Raw genomic sequence first — 15,225 nt, 5'->3', positions numbered from 1 at the left:
GAGGGTCAGAGTAAAAAACACTGCTTGCTCAAGGCGCTACACGTCAGATCTAGGGGAAAAGGTAGGCTAACTGGAATATCGCACTGTTTTCGTTTGCCTGTCTCTTTTTTTATATAAGAATATTGTACTATTTCAATATATTATTTCGAAAAAACTAAAATCACGATATTTTATGCTGGGAAAGTGTAAAAAATGTGCTTTTAGTTTTTCCAAAATAGCTCACCCACTGTAATTTTTTAACATAGGCTGTACATCATGACTGCTCCATCGCCAATGGGTATTTCTCGTCCCCAGGTGAAATCGTTAGATGAAATTCTTCCTCGTGAACCATTATTAATGATGGGCGCGGGACCTGTTCCGATTCCTGAGTGTGTGGCTAAGGCCAACTCTGTTGTCATTAACCATTTGGGAGGGGTCATGGCGCAAGTGATCCACCAGGTAAAGGCAATGGCCAGGTACGTATTCCAAACCCAATCTAAGTGGGTGTTGGGCGTAGCGGGACCGGCATCGGCCGCGATGGAGATGGCCGTATCTAACTTGATGCAGCAAGGCGAGACCATTTTGTGTATCAACAATGGTTTCTTCAGTCATCGCATGGCAGAAATGGCAACACGCATAGGGGCAGATGTTCATGAATTGCATGTGCCTGTACTCGAAGCTGCTGATCCAGAGTTGGTGCGAAAAGCGATTGAAAAAGTACGCCCTAAAGTGGTTACCTTGGTGCAAGGTGAAACCTCCAATACGGTGTTTAACCATTCACTGGAAGAAATCGCTAAAATCGCCAAATCCTATGGTTGCCTTGTGGTGGTGGACGCGGTTTGTACCTTGAGCACCATGCCACTCAAAATGGATGAATGGCAGATCGATGTGGTGATCACCGGTGGTCAAAAAGGCTTGTCTTCTATTCCTGGTGTGTCTTTATTGGTGTTTTCTGATGAAGCATGGGCCAGCGTAAAAAGCCGGACTCAGCCTGTGGCTCAGTGGTGTTTCGATGCTCAACTGGCGGAAAATTTTTGGCATAAAGATGGTTACCATTACACCGCGCCTGTGTCTGGCATTATGGCCTTGCATGAAGCGCTAAAATTGGTGTGTGATGAAACATTAGAGCAACGTTTTGCTCGCCATTTGCGTTGCTCTAAGGCGCTTCAGTCTGGGGTCGAGGCAATGGGTCTGGAGCTGTTTATTCCGTCTGAATCGCGTTTGAACTCTGTGGTTGGGATTAAAATTCCTGAAGGCTTAACCGCGGGTGATATTTGTCGCCATATTTCCGATGTGTACCGAGTGGAAATCGCCGGTTCATTTGGGCAGCCGATTGTGCGTATTGGTCAAATGGGCGAACAGTGTCGTGAGCATAACTTGTTCCGTACTTTGCATGCCTTTGGCAGCACCATGCGGGATTTAGGCGTGAAAGTTGACCAGCCTAACGGTATGGCGGAAATGGAATCTTACTTGCAGAGTGTGCCACGGACGTTATACCACGTTGCATAAATAGCACGTAGCGTAAAGAGCAGGTTGCATAAACCACAGGTTATTTAATGAAAGGCGCTTCGATGAAGCGCCTTTTTTTTGCCCAGATTATGGGTTATTGATGTTGCTTCTCTGTGCTGGAGTGGCGCTTGTTAGACGGTGTCGTTTTTTTGTTGGCATTAGGCTGGCAAACAAGGCGCCAGCGGTAATCATTAAGCAAGCGATGATTTGCCCTTGGGACAATACTTCCTCGGTAAAGAGGCCAAGCCAAGCGGTAGACAGGGCCGGTGCGGTGTAAGATAAAACCCCTAAAAGAGAAAGGTTGCCGCGTTTTACGCCCATGTCCCAACAGAAGAAAGCGATGCCCACAGGGCCAAAACCAAGGCCGATGATCGCGACCCAAGTGCTGGCAGAAAAAGACCATTGAGTGGGCTCCAATGTGAGATGGGAAAGCCCAGCTAATAACGTTGTAATCAGGCAATACCAAAGCACTGAGCTTGATGGCACGTGCGCAAAACGGCGGTTGCTGACCGAATAACCAGACCAAATAATGGCGCACGCGAAGGCCGCCCCATAGCCCAGAACGCTGCCTGTTATTTGAGAGTCTTGAGCACGAGATTGCAGCATAATGCCAGTACCAATAAACGCAAGAATGGCACCAACCAAGTGGGTCCATAATAGCTTGTTGCCGCTGGTTGTGCCTGCTAATAGCACGATCAGCAGCGGCCATAAATACGCGATTAACCCCGCTTCGACCGGTGGCGCGTGTTGAAACGCGTAAAAATAGCAAAAGTGGTAGAAGAAAAACCCTAATCCGCCCATTAGCATGGCGCTGGTGGGCGTTTGTTTCCACGAGCGTCGTAATTCCCCCTTAAAGAGATACACAATAAAAAACAGTAGGCTGGCCACGCCAAAAGTCAGCGTGAGCAGCAGCAAGGGTGGCACTGCATTGGCTTGAGTCGTAAAGAGCGCCAGTGTGCTCCAAAGAAGAATGGCGATGGAGCCAACGAGAGTGGCGCGTGGGGTTGCAGACGACATGACTATTTTCCTTTACGAATCGAGATTAATTGAGTGTATTAGCCTACCGGTTATTGTGTTTTCTGGCATTGTCATAAATCCGTGAAGGTGCTTGTCATAAATCCGCGCAGCTTGTGTTCCACTTTGAATAGGGCGGACGGTGTGAGCCAATTCAAGCGCGCTGTTTTTAAAGCATGATGCTTGCTCTTGCTTCTTTTAGTGGTTGAAATCGTCAATCAATAAGTCTTATTGTTAATAATGTTTACACAATTAAGCTGGAAAAGTTATAAATGACAGGATGGTGACAGTTTAAACAGGTAATGTTTCCGCTGCAGTATCGAGTATGCGAATCTTGAAATTTGTGACTCATCAGAATCTCTAATAAAAAAATAACAAACTGGAGAAAGCTATGTTGAAAAAAATGTCTCTAAAGACGGTACTTCTGTCAAGCGTCGTTGCATTGACCGCGGCCAGCCAAGCGTATGCTTTTGAGCCAGCGCGCAGTGCCGATTGTATTGCACCAGCATCACCTGGTGGTGGCTGGGATTTCACCTGTCGTAGTGTCGGTAAAGTGTTGGTTGACCAAGGTTACATTAAAGGCAACGTGCAAACCATTAACATGGGCGGTGCCGGTGGCGGTGTGGCTTTTGCTCATACAGTGAGTAAACGTGATACTGATGAAAACCTTATTGTTGCGGCAAGTACTGCAACAACAACTCGTCTTGCTCAAGGCCAATACCCTGGTATGAGCACCGATCAAGTTCGCTGGGTTGGCACTTTAGGTGCGGATTACGGTGTGATCGCAGTGGCTAAAGACTCCAAATACACCACATTAACTCAAATGATGAATGCCCTTAAAAAAGACCCTTCTGCGGTGAAATTCGCCGGTGGTAGTGCGTCTGGTGGCTGGGATCATTTGAAAGTACTGATGACGGCAAAAGAAGCTCACGTTGGTAACCTTCCTAAAATCCGTTACCTAGCATACGGTGGCGGTTCAGAAGCCTTGGTTCAAGTGGTCGGTGGTCATGTTGATGCCTTCACGGGTGACATTTCCGAAATCCGAGGTTTCATGCAATCTGGTGACATTCGTGTGTTAGCGGTTTTGTCTGAAAAACGCTTACCAGCACCATTTGATACTATCCCGACGGCCATGGAACAAGGCATCAGCTCTGTTGCGCCGAACTGGCGTGGTTTTTACGTACCAGGTAAGGCAAGTAAAGCGTCTTACGATTGGTGGGTAAACACACTAGACGAATTGTACAAAACACCTGAATGGAAAAAAGTAATGGAGAAAAATGGTTTAATGCCATTCCATAAATCTGGTGAAGATCTGACTAAATTCGTCAATGAGCAAACCCTAAACATCAAACTACTTTCTAAAGACATTGGTCTGATGAAGTAAGCCTCGATCGGTAGGGGGAGCTTTCTCCCCCTATATTATCTTACGATTTTCCCTCTATACGTTTTAACTAATTCGGAGCAGAGACATGCGCATTAATGACCGTGTGTTTGGCATGCTGATGCTGGTTCTCGCCGTAGCTTACGGTTGGGAAGCAACACAATTTCCAATTCCATTTGGCGGACAAGAAAGTGTCGGCCCAGAAACTTTTCCTATTTTATTGTCGGTGATTTTGGCGATTAGCTCAGTCTATATGATGGTAAAACCCGATCCAGATGAAAAATGGTCACCGCTGCCGATGTTGATCGAATTAGTCGTCGTTGTGCTGTCTATTTTGTTCTTCGCTTGGGCGATTGAGCCGATCGGATTCATTCCTGCTTCTACGTTTGTGGTTAGCTTTTTAAGCTGGCGCATGGGAGCAAGCTTTGCTAAGAGTTTGATGACAGGCGTGATTGCGTCTTTGGTTATCTTCTTCTTGTTTAACAATGTGCTAGAACTTGCACTGCCTCTTGGTCTGTTGGAGCTATAGTCATGGAAACAATGAGTTTATTGATGCATGGCTTTGCGGTGGCATTGACCCCTGAAAGCATCATGTTCGCCGTTATTGGTGCCATCTTAGGTACATTAATTGGTGCGTTACCGGGCCTTGGCCCTGCTAATGGGGTGGCGATTTTAATACCGCTGGCCTTTAGTTTAGGATTGTCTCCTACTTCGTCGTTGATTTTGCTGACCTCTGTTTACGCAGGTGCCATGTATGGCGGTCGTATTTCTTCTATCCTGCTGAACATTCCTGGTGATGAGCCAGCGATGATGACGTGTCTGGATGGTTATCCGATGGCGTTAAAAGGAAAGGCCGCCGAGGCGCTTGCGATTTCTGCTATTGCGTCTTTTATTGGTAGCTTTATCGCTACGATCGGTTTGGTGATCTTAGCGCCTATCTTATCTAAATTTGCATTGAAATTTGGTCCTTCTGAATACTTCGCTCTGTTTGTGTTGGCGTTTGCCACATTGGGCGGCGTGACTGGTAAGAATCAATTTAAAACGATCACGGCCGCGGCCATTGGTCTGATGATTTCGACAGTGGGTATTGATATTTCCACTGGTGTGCAGCGTTATACCTTCAACACACTTGAGCTGTTTGAAGGGGTGGATTTCATTATCGCGATCGTAGGTTTGTTTGCCATTAGTGAGTTGTTCTTCTTCCTTGAGCGTCATGCGGGAGATGGGCTAAAACAAGTGGCTATTAATAAGCTTAAGTTAACGGCAAGAGACATTATCAATGTGTTACCAACCTCAATTCGTGGTGGTATTTTAGGTTTTATTGCTGGTGTTTTACCAGGAGCCGGAGCGTCATTGGGTTCGTTTATCAGCTACTCATTAGAGAAGAAAATCTCTGACAAAGGGGAGTTCGGTAAAGGGGATCCACGTGGTGTGGCGGCGCCAGAATCTGGCAACAACGGTGCTGCGTCGGGTGCCTTGGTGCCTATGTTGACTCTGGGTGTACCAGGCAGTGGTACCACAGCAGTGCTATTGGCCATGTTGATATCGTTGAACATTTCCCCAGGTCCTATGTTGTTCACTCATAACCCTGATCTTGTTTGGGGTGTGATCGCGGCCATGTTTGTGGGTAACGTAGTCTTGTTGTTGCTTAACATTCCAATGGTCGGCATCTTTGTGAAGTTGTTGAGCGTACCGCCTAAATACTTGATGCCAGTGGTGACCTTGATCGCTTCTGTGGGTATTTATTCTGTTAGCCATAGCCCAACCGATTTGTACTTCATGGTGGCGTTTGGTGTGATGGGTTATATCTTACGTAAAGTCGGTATTCCATTGGTGCCAGTGATTCTAGGTCTGTTGCTTGGGCCTGAAATGGAGAAAAGCTTGCGTCATGCCTTGGTGCTTTCTGATGGCGATTGGAGTGTGTTGTTCAATAGCGGATTAAGCATTGGTCTATGGACGGTTGCTATTCTTGGTTTGATTCTTCCACTGATTGTGGGGCCGATTATTCGTGCGAAAATGCGCAGATCAAAAGACTCTGTTAAAGACGTTTAACACCTGTAATACTAAGTAAAAGGTGTTTTAAAAAGTTCGGGCTGTGTTTGCAGCTCGAACTTTTTGCTTATTGTGCATTTATTAATTTGAGACCGACTCATTAGCTTTGGTAATCATGTGTATGCGAATTTTGGTGGTGGAAGACACTCAAGTGTTAGGGCAGGCCATTTGTGAGCGTTTGGCCAGTTTAGGACATGGTGTCGATTTAATTGACGATGGCAAACGCGCCGATGACTTGCTCAAGTATCAAACATTCGATCTGATTTTGTTGGATCTAAACCTGCCAGGCCTATCGGGTTTGCAGTTGTTGCAAAAGCTTCGCCAGAGAGACGACGCAACGCCAGTGTTGATTTTAACGGCTCGCGACCAGATCGACGATCGGATTCGCTTGTTAGACGAAGGCGCGGATGACTATTTGACCAAGCCGTTTGATTTTGGTGAGTTAGAAGCTCGCTGCCGAGCCTTACTGCGTCGTAAGCAAGGTTATGCAGCGAACGTCAGCGAACATGGCAATATTACGGTTAACCGCGACAGTCGTCAGGTGTTTGTGAACGGCGAATTGACGGCGGTCACGAACCGAGAATTTCGTCTGTTAGAGATTTTTCTAGGTCATTTGGGGCGTGTGCTCAGCAAAGATGAAATTACCGACCATTTGTTTAATTTCGACGAAACCCCCAGCGCCAATGCGATTGAGCTGTATGTGGGCCGCTTGCGTAAAAAACTGTCTCAGGGCGACCTTGTGATCAGTACCCTAAGAGGAATTGGTTATGTGGCTGAAATCGCTACAGCACCCAAGAGCCACTGAAGGCAGCCTTGACGAAGAGCGAGAGGCGCTAAAACGAGCGCCTTCGTTACGCTTTCGTCTGATCGGCATTGGTTGTTTGGTCATCAGTATTATTGCGGCCTTGTCGATCAATTTTGTGTTTGATTACAGCCGCCGCCTAGCGGATTTGTCCTATGATCGCTTGTTGCGCAGTGCTCTGCTGCAAATGGACGAAAACGTTGGTCTGATCAACGATGAAGTGAGTATCGATATTCCTTGGTCCGCTTTTGCCACGTTAGCGCAAGCCAATGAAGATAAGGTGTTCTACAAAGTAGAAAGCTCTGCCCAAGGCTTTATTACAGGCTATAAAGACTTAGACATGACTCCGCCGCAAAAAACCACCTACGATAAAATACAATTTTTTAATCGCGAATATTCTGGCGAAATGGTGCGTTTTGCCTTTTTAGAGCGGCATTTAACGGAACCGGACGCCACTGGCACAGTGCGTATTATTTTGGGCCAAACACGTTTGTCACGGGAAGAGCTTGCTTCTGCGGTGACGCAGCGTGCGGTCGATATTGTATTGATGATTGCCTTGGTGGCGATTGCTTTGATTGTCATCGGGAGTCATTTAGTTTTGCGTCCTTTACAGCGCATAGAGCGAGTCTTGGAGGAGCGTTCGCCTGGGGATTTAACGCCGCTGGATATAAAAACCCCCAAAGAAACGCACCATTTGAAAGTGGCGATCAATCACTTTATGTCACGCCTTCAAGACAACTTAGAGCAGCTTGAACATTACACGGCAGACGCCGCCCATCAATTACGGACGCCACTCGCTGGGTTGCGCGCCTTAGCTGAAAACGCCCGCGATCAGACGTCACCAGAACGCCAATACCAAGCTTTAGAAGACATTGTTAATCAGTGCGATGCCTTGAGCCAGACCGTGACCTTACTGCTGAATCAGGCGGTGGTGTCGCACCGTATGCAAACCCGTTACCGAGAACCGATAGACCTGCTGTTACCGATTGCTGCATCGTGTCGGGAGCAGGCCGTGACGGCCTTGCACCAAGGGGTGCACCTTTCTTTAGACACAGAGCTGGAACACGCCATGGTGTTGGGGGATGCGTTTGCGCTGCAGCAAATGATGCAGAACCTAATCGAAAATGCCGTGCGCTACAGCAATCAGGGGGAGCAACAAGCGGCAGAAGTGGTGGTGACCATCGCCGAGTTTGCTGCTTATTATCAGGTGCAAGTGATCGATCATGGTGAAGGGATTCCTGAGGCTGAGAAGGAGCGGGTATTTGAGCGTTTTTATCGTGGTCGTTACGACATAGCCGGCAGTGGTGTTGGCTTAGCGATGGTCAAAGACATAGTGGACCACCACAGCGCGCGCATTCGTATTTTGAATACTCAGCCAAAAGGCACCACGTTCCAAATTGATATCGCGAAATTTCAAATGGGGGTTACCGAATGAAGACGTTATTGGTGCTTTTCAGTGCCCTGAGCATCTTGTGGTCAACGCTTAGCATGGCGGCGCCTGTTTGGTTTGGTGACCTGAAGGCTACGCGCACTTTGCGGATTAATTCTTCTTTGGATTTGGCCTCTTTTGCTCCCTTGCTAGAGCGTTTTGTGGCTTTACATCCTGATGTGCGGGTGTCGTATCTGGATGTGAACACGTTAGAGCTTTATCAAAAAACCATACAAGAAAAAGATCACCCCAGTGCGAGTCTGGTCATCAGCAGCGCCATGGACTTACAGCTAAAATTGGTCAATGACGGATACGTTCAGACTTACCGTTCACAGGCGACAGAGCAACTGCCCAGTGACGCTAAATGGCGTAGTCAGGTGTTTGCTTTTTCGTTAGAGCCTGTGGTGATGCTGGTGAATAAAGACCAGTTCCCTGGAAAACTGCCGGAAGACCGACAAGATTTGTTGCGTGCGATCCGCCAATATGAAAAGCAGATGACGGGAAGAATCGGCACGTACGATATTCGTAAAAGTGGGGTGGGGTATTTGCTGGCCAGCCAAGATGCTCGCCAAGCGGACGCAACATGGGGGCGTTTAATTGAAGCATTTGGGAGCCATAAACTGCAAACCTATTGCTGCACCCATCAAATCATTGACGACGTGGCGAGCGGAAAATTGGTCGTTGGCTACAACTTGCTGGGGTCCTATGCGTCGCAACGGGCGCGAGTGGATTCGCGCCTTGAAATGATCTTGCCTAAGGATTACACCTTGATGATAAGGCGGGTGGCCTTGATTCCTAAAAAAGCCGCTAATGTTGAAGACGCGGGTCTGTTTTTAGACTTTTTATTGTCAGACGAAGTACAGGGTATGATGCAAACGAAAGCCTTGTTGTTTCCTATTCGTCCTGATGTCACCCCAGTGATTACCCCTTATGTTGTGGAAGCAACGGGGCCTAAGCGAGCGATTGAGTTAGATCAGCAGTTGTTAGTGGGGCGAGATTATGCGAAACAGCGCCGCTTTATTAAAAGCTGGGAAGTGGCGTTAGAGATCAACGACAAATAGCGGCACGAGCGGCCTCTCGGTATTGCCCTGGGGAGCGGCCAAGTTGCTTCGTAAAGAGACGACTAAGGGCGCTCGCATCATGAAAACCAACGGCCAGAGCAATGTCTTCTAGCCCTTTGTTGGAGGTTTCTAATAGGTGTTGGGCTTGCGTAAGGCGACGCTTTAAAAGGTATTGCTTAGGCGTTAGGCCAAGGTGTCGTTTGAACAAAATCGTCAATTGACTGTGGCTTAGGTGAACGTGCTGAGCGAGTTCATTGATTGAGCAAGGGGTTTGAAAATTGGCATCAAGGTATTGCTTCGCGAGCGTTATTCGCTGGTCTCCTTGGTAAATCGTTTCTTGTGGGATTGGCAGTAAACACTCAATGAGTTGCAACGCGTTGGCTTGTGTTTGTTGGCTGGTTTGGTGCTGGGCTAAAGACGACAAAAAGGGCAAATAGGCTTGCGCTTGAGGCGATAAAGTAATGAACGTATCTGTGCTGCTGATGTCTTTATTCCAGCAGGCTAAGTTGTTGATAATCAAACAGCGATTATCACCTTTTGCCAAGTGAGTATGGGCGTAATCGGAAGAGATCAAACAGGCCTGTCCCGCCTGCACAAGGCGTTGTGAATTTTCTACCTCAAGAAATAAGCTACCCTGTAGTGGTAAGACAATCTGGGTGTGATGATGCACATGTGAGTGGGCTGTTTCTTTGTAGGTAATAATTTCTATAGAGTCACGCATAATTCTCTGGACAGTACCCTCTAACGAACCTCGTAATGCCATCGAGTATAGCATGCGAAGGACGAAACAATTAAAGAGAAATCAGTGACAGAATGGAGACAATAATGACGCGTTTTTTGATGATGCTAGTGGCGTTCACCGTGCAAAATGTTTGGGCGGATATGACCATCCAAGTGGTGGATAAACAAAATAATCCCGTGCCCAATGCGGTGATTAGTGTGCCCGGCCTCAAGGTGAACACACCGGCAGATTTGGCGATTATGGATCAGGTATATGGCCAGTTTAGCCCTCGTGTTTTGGTGGTTCAAAAAGGGCAGAGCGTGAGTTTTCCTAATAGCGATGAGATTCGTCATCACGTTTACAGCTTTTCTAAGCCAAAAGCGTTTGAAATTAAGCTCTACAAAGGCAACGCAACGGCGCCACTCTTGTTTGATAAAGCGGGCTTAGTGGTGCTTGGTTGTAATATTCACGATGACATGATTGGTTATATCTACGTGGCGGATAACCATTTCGCGGTCAAAACAGACGAACAAGGCAGAGCGACATTGCCGGCCAAAGCGGGAGACGAAATCACCATCTGGGATGAGAACCTTGCCTCTACATTGCATGCCAAGAAAACCCTGATCGCAGAAGGGGAGCAAGAGCAAATTGTAGTGTTGGATCTGCTGCCGTCCGTTGCCATCAATACTCATGACCATGCTAGTGGGCTTGCGAATACACTCTAAGTTCGCGTTGTGTTGTTAAAAAACGCCAAGTAAAACGACCTTTTAATCAGTAAGGTCGTTTATCACGTAAAAAAGCGACACAGAGTCGCTTTTTTACGTGATAAACGGTGGCTTAATAGGAGCAGTAGCCACCTTTGTGGTGAGACCCTGTTCCACCGTGAGGATGCTCTCCTTTTGGGCACGCTAATGCGGAAAACGAAGCCGTAGTCAGCAGGGCGACAAAGAACACCGCGAGCATTTTTTTCATCATAAAATCCTTCTGTTTGATGTTTGAGCAGAGCCAACAGAATAGACCCTTGGCAGCCCATTGTACAATGGGCTTTGCGCTTGTCTTCAATGGGTGACTGACAGGGCGTTTTCTCTGTTCTTTTTACGGCAGAAAATATCGATTTTCTCTTCCCATTCTCGCTTTAGTCCCAGTACAAAAAGACACTCCACAAAGACAAACAATGGCCCAATAATGAGCCCGGTAATGTCGTCTACAAACGCGGGTTTCTTGCCTTCAAAATAATGCCCAATAAATTGAAAGACCCAGCCCACTACAAATAAGCCAATCGCCGCGATGAGCCATGTTTGCGTACTTTGTGCCGCGAGCGCGTTCGCTATCCAGACGGACAAGGCGAGTAACAGCGACATCATAATGCCAATGACAAGGTCGAGCTTGATATAGAAGACGCCACTGGCGATCGCGATCAGTATGGCGGGAGTGAAGTCGAGATCAAAGAGGGAGAAATGAGGGCGTGCCAGCAAAGCTGTGATGCCCACCACTATCATGGGAATGCCGATAAAGTGCGTCGCCACATTGCGTTTGTCTTGATGGTAAAAAGCATATTGAGATAGGTGTTCGAGCATGGTTTTCATTGAGTGTCCTTGTTTTTATTATTGCCGTGATATCAGTTAAATCTATTTCTTCTTAAATTAAAAATCATTTTTTGATATATCACCCATCCATAAAAACCGCATTTTTGCTTAAGATCTTAGTGAGTTGACCATTGCCATGTCGATTTTCTTTGAAAAGGAATAGGATAGAGGGGTTGGGCGATGGCCAAATAAGTGACTGCGCACAATGGTTATCTGTTGGGCTAGGCCTGAGCGTAGGCAGGTCAATCAATCTACTTTTAAATATTTATATTTCGGAGGACTCTTGATTTCACGGTTGCCAAAATGGATTGAATACGGGGCGTTTATTCTCGCCTTTGTGGCCGGTTTTATTAATGCCATTGGGCTGATTAGCCTTGATCATCAGGCAATATCTCACCTTTCTGGTACGGTCACGTTATTGGGGGCCAGTTTTCTCGATGGCTCATTACAAGGAACGGCTAACCTGGCTGGTGTGTTGTTGTCTTTTTTATTTGGCGCCTCACTCTCAGGCGTTTTGCTGCACAGCCACACATTGAAACTGGGCCACCATTATGGCTTGGCACTGACCATTGAAGGCGTGCTGATCTTATGGGCTATCTATCTTTTTTCTGCGGGTTCTTATTACGGTTGCTACGCGGCCTCAGCCGCCTGTGGTGTGCAAAATGCCCTCGCCACAAAATACAGCGGCGCGATTGTGCGAACCACGCACATGACTGGCATATTCACCGACTTGGGCATCATGTTTGGTTCCGCGCTAAGAGGGGAAACCTTCGATAAAAGAAAATCGATACTCTTTTTACTGATTATTTCAGGCTTTATCTGCGGAGGCACATCAGGCACTTACCTGTTTAACCTGTACCTGTTTGATGCCTTGTTTATCCCAGCGTCGATTTGCTTTATTTTAGCCTTTGTTTATACCCTATATTCTAAACGACACCAGCCCGTGGTGATTTAGGTAAATCTAAAGAATGCTAAGCGAAGCTTTCGGACTAAGGGGTCACTTCCCTTTAAAATTCTACCTTATCGAAAACACCGGTTGAGCTTACCTGAACGTAGGCCAGCATGAACGGAGGCACGACGGGAATCTGACGATGAAAGCAACGCTTTCACAAGCGCCCACCGGACTAAGGGGTCATTTCCCTTTAAAATCCTACGGAATTGGTGACATCTAAATTCGCTGCGTTTAAAGGGATTTGACCCCGGCTAGCGACCACCTGACCTCGGCCTCACTGCTTGACTATCACTCGCTCAATTGCTGTTTCTCTTCGGCACTAACTATGCCTGTCCTGTTGGCGATTTTTGTACTTTCCATTCAAACGCTTTGCATACCTGACCTTTATTCCGCTCTGCTGAGCGGGTAACTTTTGCCCAGATCCGCAAAAGTAACCAAAAGGTCTCTTTTAAGACCTTTAGCGTATCTTTTTCGTAGCACAGGAAAGCTTTTGCACGTCGATCATTTAAGGAAGGTGTTTAGCGTCTTTTTAGATGGAGAAACATCATCAAACACTGCCTCAGAAACGTCATCAAGTCGCGCAACTTCGTTGCATCGAATTAAGGTATTTATAGCTTCAAAGCTTTATAAATCATCGAAAACACCGATTGAGCGTAGGTCTGCATGGACGGAGGAACGACGGGAATCTGACGATGAAAGCAACGCTTTCACAAGCATCCAACGGACTAAGGGGTCATTTCCCTTTAAAATCCTATGGAATTGGTATATCTGGATTCGCTGCCTTTAAAGGTATTTGACCCCGACGGGTAGCCGCCAAACTTGCTATTTACCAGCCCAACCGACGTTTCTCTTCGGCACTTCTTCACACCTGCCGCCCACCTCATCGAAAACACCAATTGAACTTACCCAATCGTAGGTCAGTATGAACGGAGGCACGACGGAAATCTGACGATGAAAGCAGCGCTTTCACAAGGCGATGTTGACGCAGCACTGGATGAATACCAATGTTTGTTCTTACGTTCTTCTCTTGGCTCTCTGAGCAAACCAGAACCACAAACCAAAAAACGGCAAAGCAGTCTGGTAATCTCAATCAACTCGCGTTACATTTTGTAAACAAAGGAATGGAAGCAAAGTAACTAACGGATGGTTAAGCCTCGTATAACACCTTCTTTCTATTTCCTCATTAAAAATTGCAACAACTGGGCTCTAATGGCCAGCATTAAGGCGGCTAGGTAGGTAATGCATGATAGAAAAATCAATAAGCAGAAAAGGTTATTTTTAAACGAATTTATTGCTTGCTCATTTAGCCATTTTGAATAGCTATCTTTTGCGTGTTTACAATGGAATAGAATAAAAAACGACCTTAAGATCAATGACTAATGATTCACAGTACTGAGATAAGAGGCTGGGGATAAACGTAATAACGCGCACGCTCGTTTAGCCAATTTTGGATATTATGAATAACTTTATAAAACACTTTAAATTCAGTTGGTTATAGAGGTATTTAGACAGTTTTTGAAATGTGTAAATGCGCGTGCGCACTATTACAATGTTAGGTTTCATAAACGATGAACTTCGAATCTTTTTCCAAAATAGCTACACGCTTTGTTATTCAAGCATGTTCAACGTATGACTTAGCCGAAAGCGCATACAAAATGATGATGTGGGAGAATGTTGGTTCTGAAAAGGAAGCTTGGAAGGAAGCTCCTTATATCACATCACCTGCCAACAAGCCGGATATCAACAGGAATTTCCCATACATATTGGCCATGAGTGATTATCAAAAAATAGTTGCTCCATTTGAGTGCGGTGAAAATCCAACACCTCGTGAAAATGGAGGCGTTCCTATGGGAATCAATTTTAAGGAACGTGCTCACGAACACTTACTATCAAGCCAAACAATAATCACCCTATTCGCAATTCTTGAAGATTATGAGTTTCAGCTCTTTGAAAAAAGCTTAGAAAAGAACATTCAGTTGTTCGATAAAACCAATTACAAGCTAGAAGAAATTCAAGAAAAAGGAATTGAAAATATTAAGTCAAGCGCAATAAAAGAGCATTCAGCTCGATATCAACGTACTCCGGTTACCAAAAGGCTTAAAGAAATACTCCCAAAATTGGAAATCACTTTAAACAGCGAATGCATAAAAAACTATCAAGAAATATCTGATAGGCGAGCAGAATTAGCTCATGAAGTTGACCCCGATCCTGCAAGCATGAAGGAGGTAGTTTTTATATTCGTGGAAACATTAGATATTGGCAAAATAATTGGCTCCGCGTTTAACGACGAAACCGCTATTAACTACAAATTTCCTTCACACATACTTTCAAAACAAGAATCTTCAAAGTCATGAAATATAAAACTTTAATCATTCAAAATAACCTAACAAACGCATCAAATCTGACGGCTCACATTGTCCGATTTTTTGCTTAAAAGAAAATGACGCAAAAAAGCGTCCAACATGCTCCGCAGCTTATGCGGGCGTTAGTAATTTTGGGGTCAGAGTAAAATTAAATCAAAGGGATACGCTACAGGCAGAAGGTAGCGAAAAAACCTAGTAAGAATAGAAGAGGATGCTTAATTTTACTCTGACCCCAATTATTGAAATTATGCAACTGTGCGAATTCAATTGGACATTTATGTCCCAATCCGGATCAAATAGGTAATGATGCACACGGGGATTACAGTTCAGTATCATCTCTTACGAGAGATCTTATTGAGTGCTATCTAAAATTTTA

The 15,225-nt window shown here is 45.9% G+C and carries 15 protein-coding genes; 11 read left to right on the top strand and 4 right to left on the bottom strand.

The genetic code is table 11. The annotated features are described in order from the left end of the window. Positions 1 to 255: 255 nt before the first annotated feature. Complete coding sequence (locus tag E0D71_RS00190) at positions 256 to 1,488, top strand: alanine--glyoxylate aminotransferase family protein (protein ID WP_133001292.1); 1,233 nt, start codon at positions 256 to 258, stop codon at positions 1,486 to 1,488. An 87-nt stretch (positions 1,489 to 1,575) separates the two neighbouring features. Here E0D71_RS00190 and E0D71_RS00185 read toward each other — a convergent pair whose 3' ends face one another. Further along, positions 1,576 to 2,505, bottom strand: a complete 930-nt coding sequence (locus E0D71_RS00185; protein ID WP_133001291.1) for an EamA family transporter — start codon at positions 2,503 to 2,505, stop codon at positions 1,576 to 1,578. 388 nt (positions 2,506 to 2,893) lie between these two features. On the opposite strand from E0D71_RS00185, the gene E0D71_RS00180 reads away from it, so the two are divergent. From E0D71_RS00180 to E0D71_RS00155, 6 genes are all read left to right on the top strand, one after another. Further along, positions 2,894 to 3,886, top strand: a complete 993-nt coding sequence (locus E0D71_RS00180) for a tripartite tricarboxylate transporter substrate-binding protein (RefSeq protein ID WP_133001290.1) — start codon at positions 2,894 to 2,896, stop codon at positions 3,884 to 3,886. 85 nt (positions 3,887 to 3,971) lie between these two features. Beyond that, entirely contained in the window at positions 3,972 to 4,412 is a 441-nt protein-coding gene (locus E0D71_RS00175) for a tripartite tricarboxylate transporter TctB family protein (protein ID WP_133001289.1), read from the top strand. A gap of 2 nt (positions 4,413 to 4,414) precedes the next feature. Beyond that, positions 4,415 to 5,935 carry a tripartite tricarboxylate transporter permease gene (locus tag E0D71_RS00170; RefSeq protein ID WP_133001288.1) on the top strand — a complete coding sequence of 507 codons (1,521 nt, stop codon included), beginning with the start codon at positions 4,415 to 4,417 and terminating at the stop codon, positions 5,933 to 5,935. 121 nt (positions 5,936 to 6,056) lie between these two features. Then, positions 6,057 to 6,740: a response regulator transcription factor gene (locus E0D71_RS00165; protein ID WP_133001287.1), complete on the top strand. Its 684-nt coding sequence runs from the start codon at positions 6,057 to 6,059 to the stop codon at positions 6,738 to 6,740. Further along, positions 6,703 to 8,172 (top strand): sensor histidine kinase, encoded by a 1,470-nt coding sequence (locus tag E0D71_RS00160; RefSeq protein WP_133001286.1) that lies wholly within the window; start codon positions 6,703 to 6,705, stop codon positions 8,170 to 8,172. Before E0D71_RS00165 ends, E0D71_RS00160 begins: the two co-directional genes overlap by 38 nt. Next, positions 8,169 to 9,227 carry an ABC transporter substrate-binding protein gene (locus tag E0D71_RS00155; RefSeq protein ID WP_133001285.1) on the top strand — a complete coding sequence of 353 codons (1,059 nt, stop codon included), beginning with the start codon at positions 8,169 to 8,171 and terminating at the stop codon, positions 9,225 to 9,227. The genes E0D71_RS00160 and E0D71_RS00155 overlap by 4 nt, the downstream gene beginning before the upstream one ends. Here the strand turns inward: E0D71_RS00155 and E0D71_RS00150 are convergent. Further along, entirely contained in the window at positions 9,214 to 9,948 is a 735-nt protein-coding gene (locus E0D71_RS00150) for an AraC family transcriptional regulator (protein WP_133001284.1), read from the bottom strand. The genes E0D71_RS00155 and E0D71_RS00150 overlap by 14 nt on opposite strands. A gap of 104 nt (positions 9,949 to 10,052) precedes the next feature. Here E0D71_RS00150 and E0D71_RS00145 point away from each other — a divergent pair, with 104 nt between their 5' ends. Next, on the top strand, positions 10,053 to 10,673 hold the full coding sequence (locus E0D71_RS00145) for a methylamine utilization protein (RefSeq protein ID WP_133001283.1): 621 nt from the start codon (positions 10,053 to 10,055) through the stop codon (positions 10,671 to 10,673). Between the two features lie 112 nt (positions 10,674 to 10,785). On the opposite strand, the gene E0D71_RS17525 is transcribed toward E0D71_RS00145, so the two are convergent. Both E0D71_RS17525 and E0D71_RS00140 read right to left on the bottom strand, forming a co-directional pair. Continuing rightward, complete coding sequence (locus E0D71_RS17525) at positions 10,786 to 10,920, bottom strand: hypothetical protein (protein ID WP_279433424.1); 135 nt, start codon at positions 10,918 to 10,920, stop codon at positions 10,786 to 10,788. 86 nt (positions 10,921 to 11,006) lie between these two features. Further along, positions 11,007 to 11,534, bottom strand: a complete 528-nt coding sequence (locus tag E0D71_RS00140; RefSeq protein WP_133001282.1) for an Mpo1-like protein — start codon at positions 11,532 to 11,534, stop codon at positions 11,007 to 11,009. Positions 11,535 to 11,817: 283 nt separating this feature from the next. Here E0D71_RS00140 and E0D71_RS00135 point away from each other — a divergent pair, with 283 nt between their 5' ends. From E0D71_RS00135 to E0D71_RS00130, 3 genes are all read left to right on the top strand, one after another. Beyond that, positions 11,818 to 12,489, top strand: a complete 672-nt coding sequence (locus E0D71_RS00135; protein WP_133001281.1) for a YoaK family protein — start codon at positions 11,818 to 11,820, stop codon at positions 12,487 to 12,489. 948 nt (positions 12,490 to 13,437) lie between these two features. Beyond that, positions 13,438 to 13,599, top strand: coding sequence for a hypothetical protein (locus E0D71_RS17360; protein WP_165942931.1), 162 nt, complete (start codon positions 13,438 to 13,440; stop codon positions 13,597 to 13,599). 455 nt (positions 13,600 to 14,054) lie between these two features. After that, positions 14,055 to 14,840, top strand: coding sequence for a hypothetical protein (locus E0D71_RS00130; RefSeq protein WP_133001280.1), 786 nt, complete (start codon positions 14,055 to 14,057; stop codon positions 14,838 to 14,840). Positions 14,841 to 15,225 lie beyond the last annotated feature (385 nt).

The organism is Marinomonas sp. KMM3893 (assembly GCF_004352855.1).
In the GTDB taxonomy this organism is placed as follows: Bacteria; Pseudomonadota; Gammaproteobacteria; order Pseudomonadales; family Marinomonadaceae; genus Marinomonas; species Marinomonas arenicola.
The sequence above is the reverse complement of the archived record's forward strand: the minus strand, read 5'-3'. Positions and strand labels throughout refer to the sequence as shown.

Excerpts from the sequence above, each read along its gene's own strand:
- E0D71_RS00160 (WP_133001286.1), top strand. The coding sequence starts at position 6,703 with ATGTGGCTGAAATCGCTACAGCACCCAAGAGCCACTGAAGGCAGCCTT.
- E0D71_RS00190 (WP_133001292.1), top strand. The coding sequence starts at position 256 with ATGACTGCTCCATCGCCAATGGGTATTTCTCGTCCCCAGGTGAAATCG.
- E0D71_RS00130 (WP_133001280.1), top strand. The coding sequence starts at position 14,055 with ATGAACTTCGAATCTTTTTCCAAAATAGCTACACGCTTTGTTATTCAA.
- E0D71_RS17360 (WP_165942931.1), top strand. The coding sequence starts at position 13,438 with ATGAAAGCAGCGCTTTCACAAGGCGATGTTGACGCAGCACTGGATGAA.
- E0D71_RS00140 (WP_133001282.1), bottom strand. The coding sequence starts at position 11,534 with ATGAAAACCATGCTCGAACACCTATCTCAATATGCTTTTTACCATCAA.
- E0D71_RS00170 (WP_133001288.1), top strand. The coding sequence starts at position 4,415 with ATGGAAACAATGAGTTTATTGATGCATGGCTTTGCGGTGGCATTGACC.
- E0D71_RS00185 (WP_133001291.1), bottom strand. The coding sequence starts at position 2,505 with ATGTCGTCTGCAACCCCACGCGCCACTCTCGTTGGCTCCATCGCCATT.
- E0D71_RS17525 (WP_279433424.1), bottom strand. The coding sequence starts at position 10,920 with ATGAAAAAAATGCTCGCGGTGTTCTTTGTCGCCCTGCTGACTACGGCT.
- E0D71_RS00165 (WP_133001287.1), top strand. The coding sequence starts at position 6,057 with ATGCGAATTTTGGTGGTGGAAGACACTCAAGTGTTAGGGCAGGCCATT.
- E0D71_RS00145 (WP_133001283.1), top strand. The coding sequence starts at position 10,053 with ATGACGCGTTTTTTGATGATGCTAGTGGCGTTCACCGTGCAAAATGTT.
- E0D71_RS00150 (WP_133001284.1), bottom strand. The coding sequence starts at position 9,948 with ATGCGTGACTCTATAGAAATTATTACCTACAAAGAAACAGCCCACTCA.
- E0D71_RS00175 (WP_133001289.1), top strand. The coding sequence starts at position 3,972 with ATGCGCATTAATGACCGTGTGTTTGGCATGCTGATGCTGGTTCTCGCC.
- E0D71_RS00180 (WP_133001290.1), top strand. The coding sequence starts at position 2,894 with ATGTTGAAAAAAATGTCTCTAAAGACGGTACTTCTGTCAAGCGTCGTT.
- E0D71_RS00155 (WP_133001285.1), top strand. The coding sequence starts at position 8,169 with ATGAAGACGTTATTGGTGCTTTTCAGTGCCCTGAGCATCTTGTGGTCA.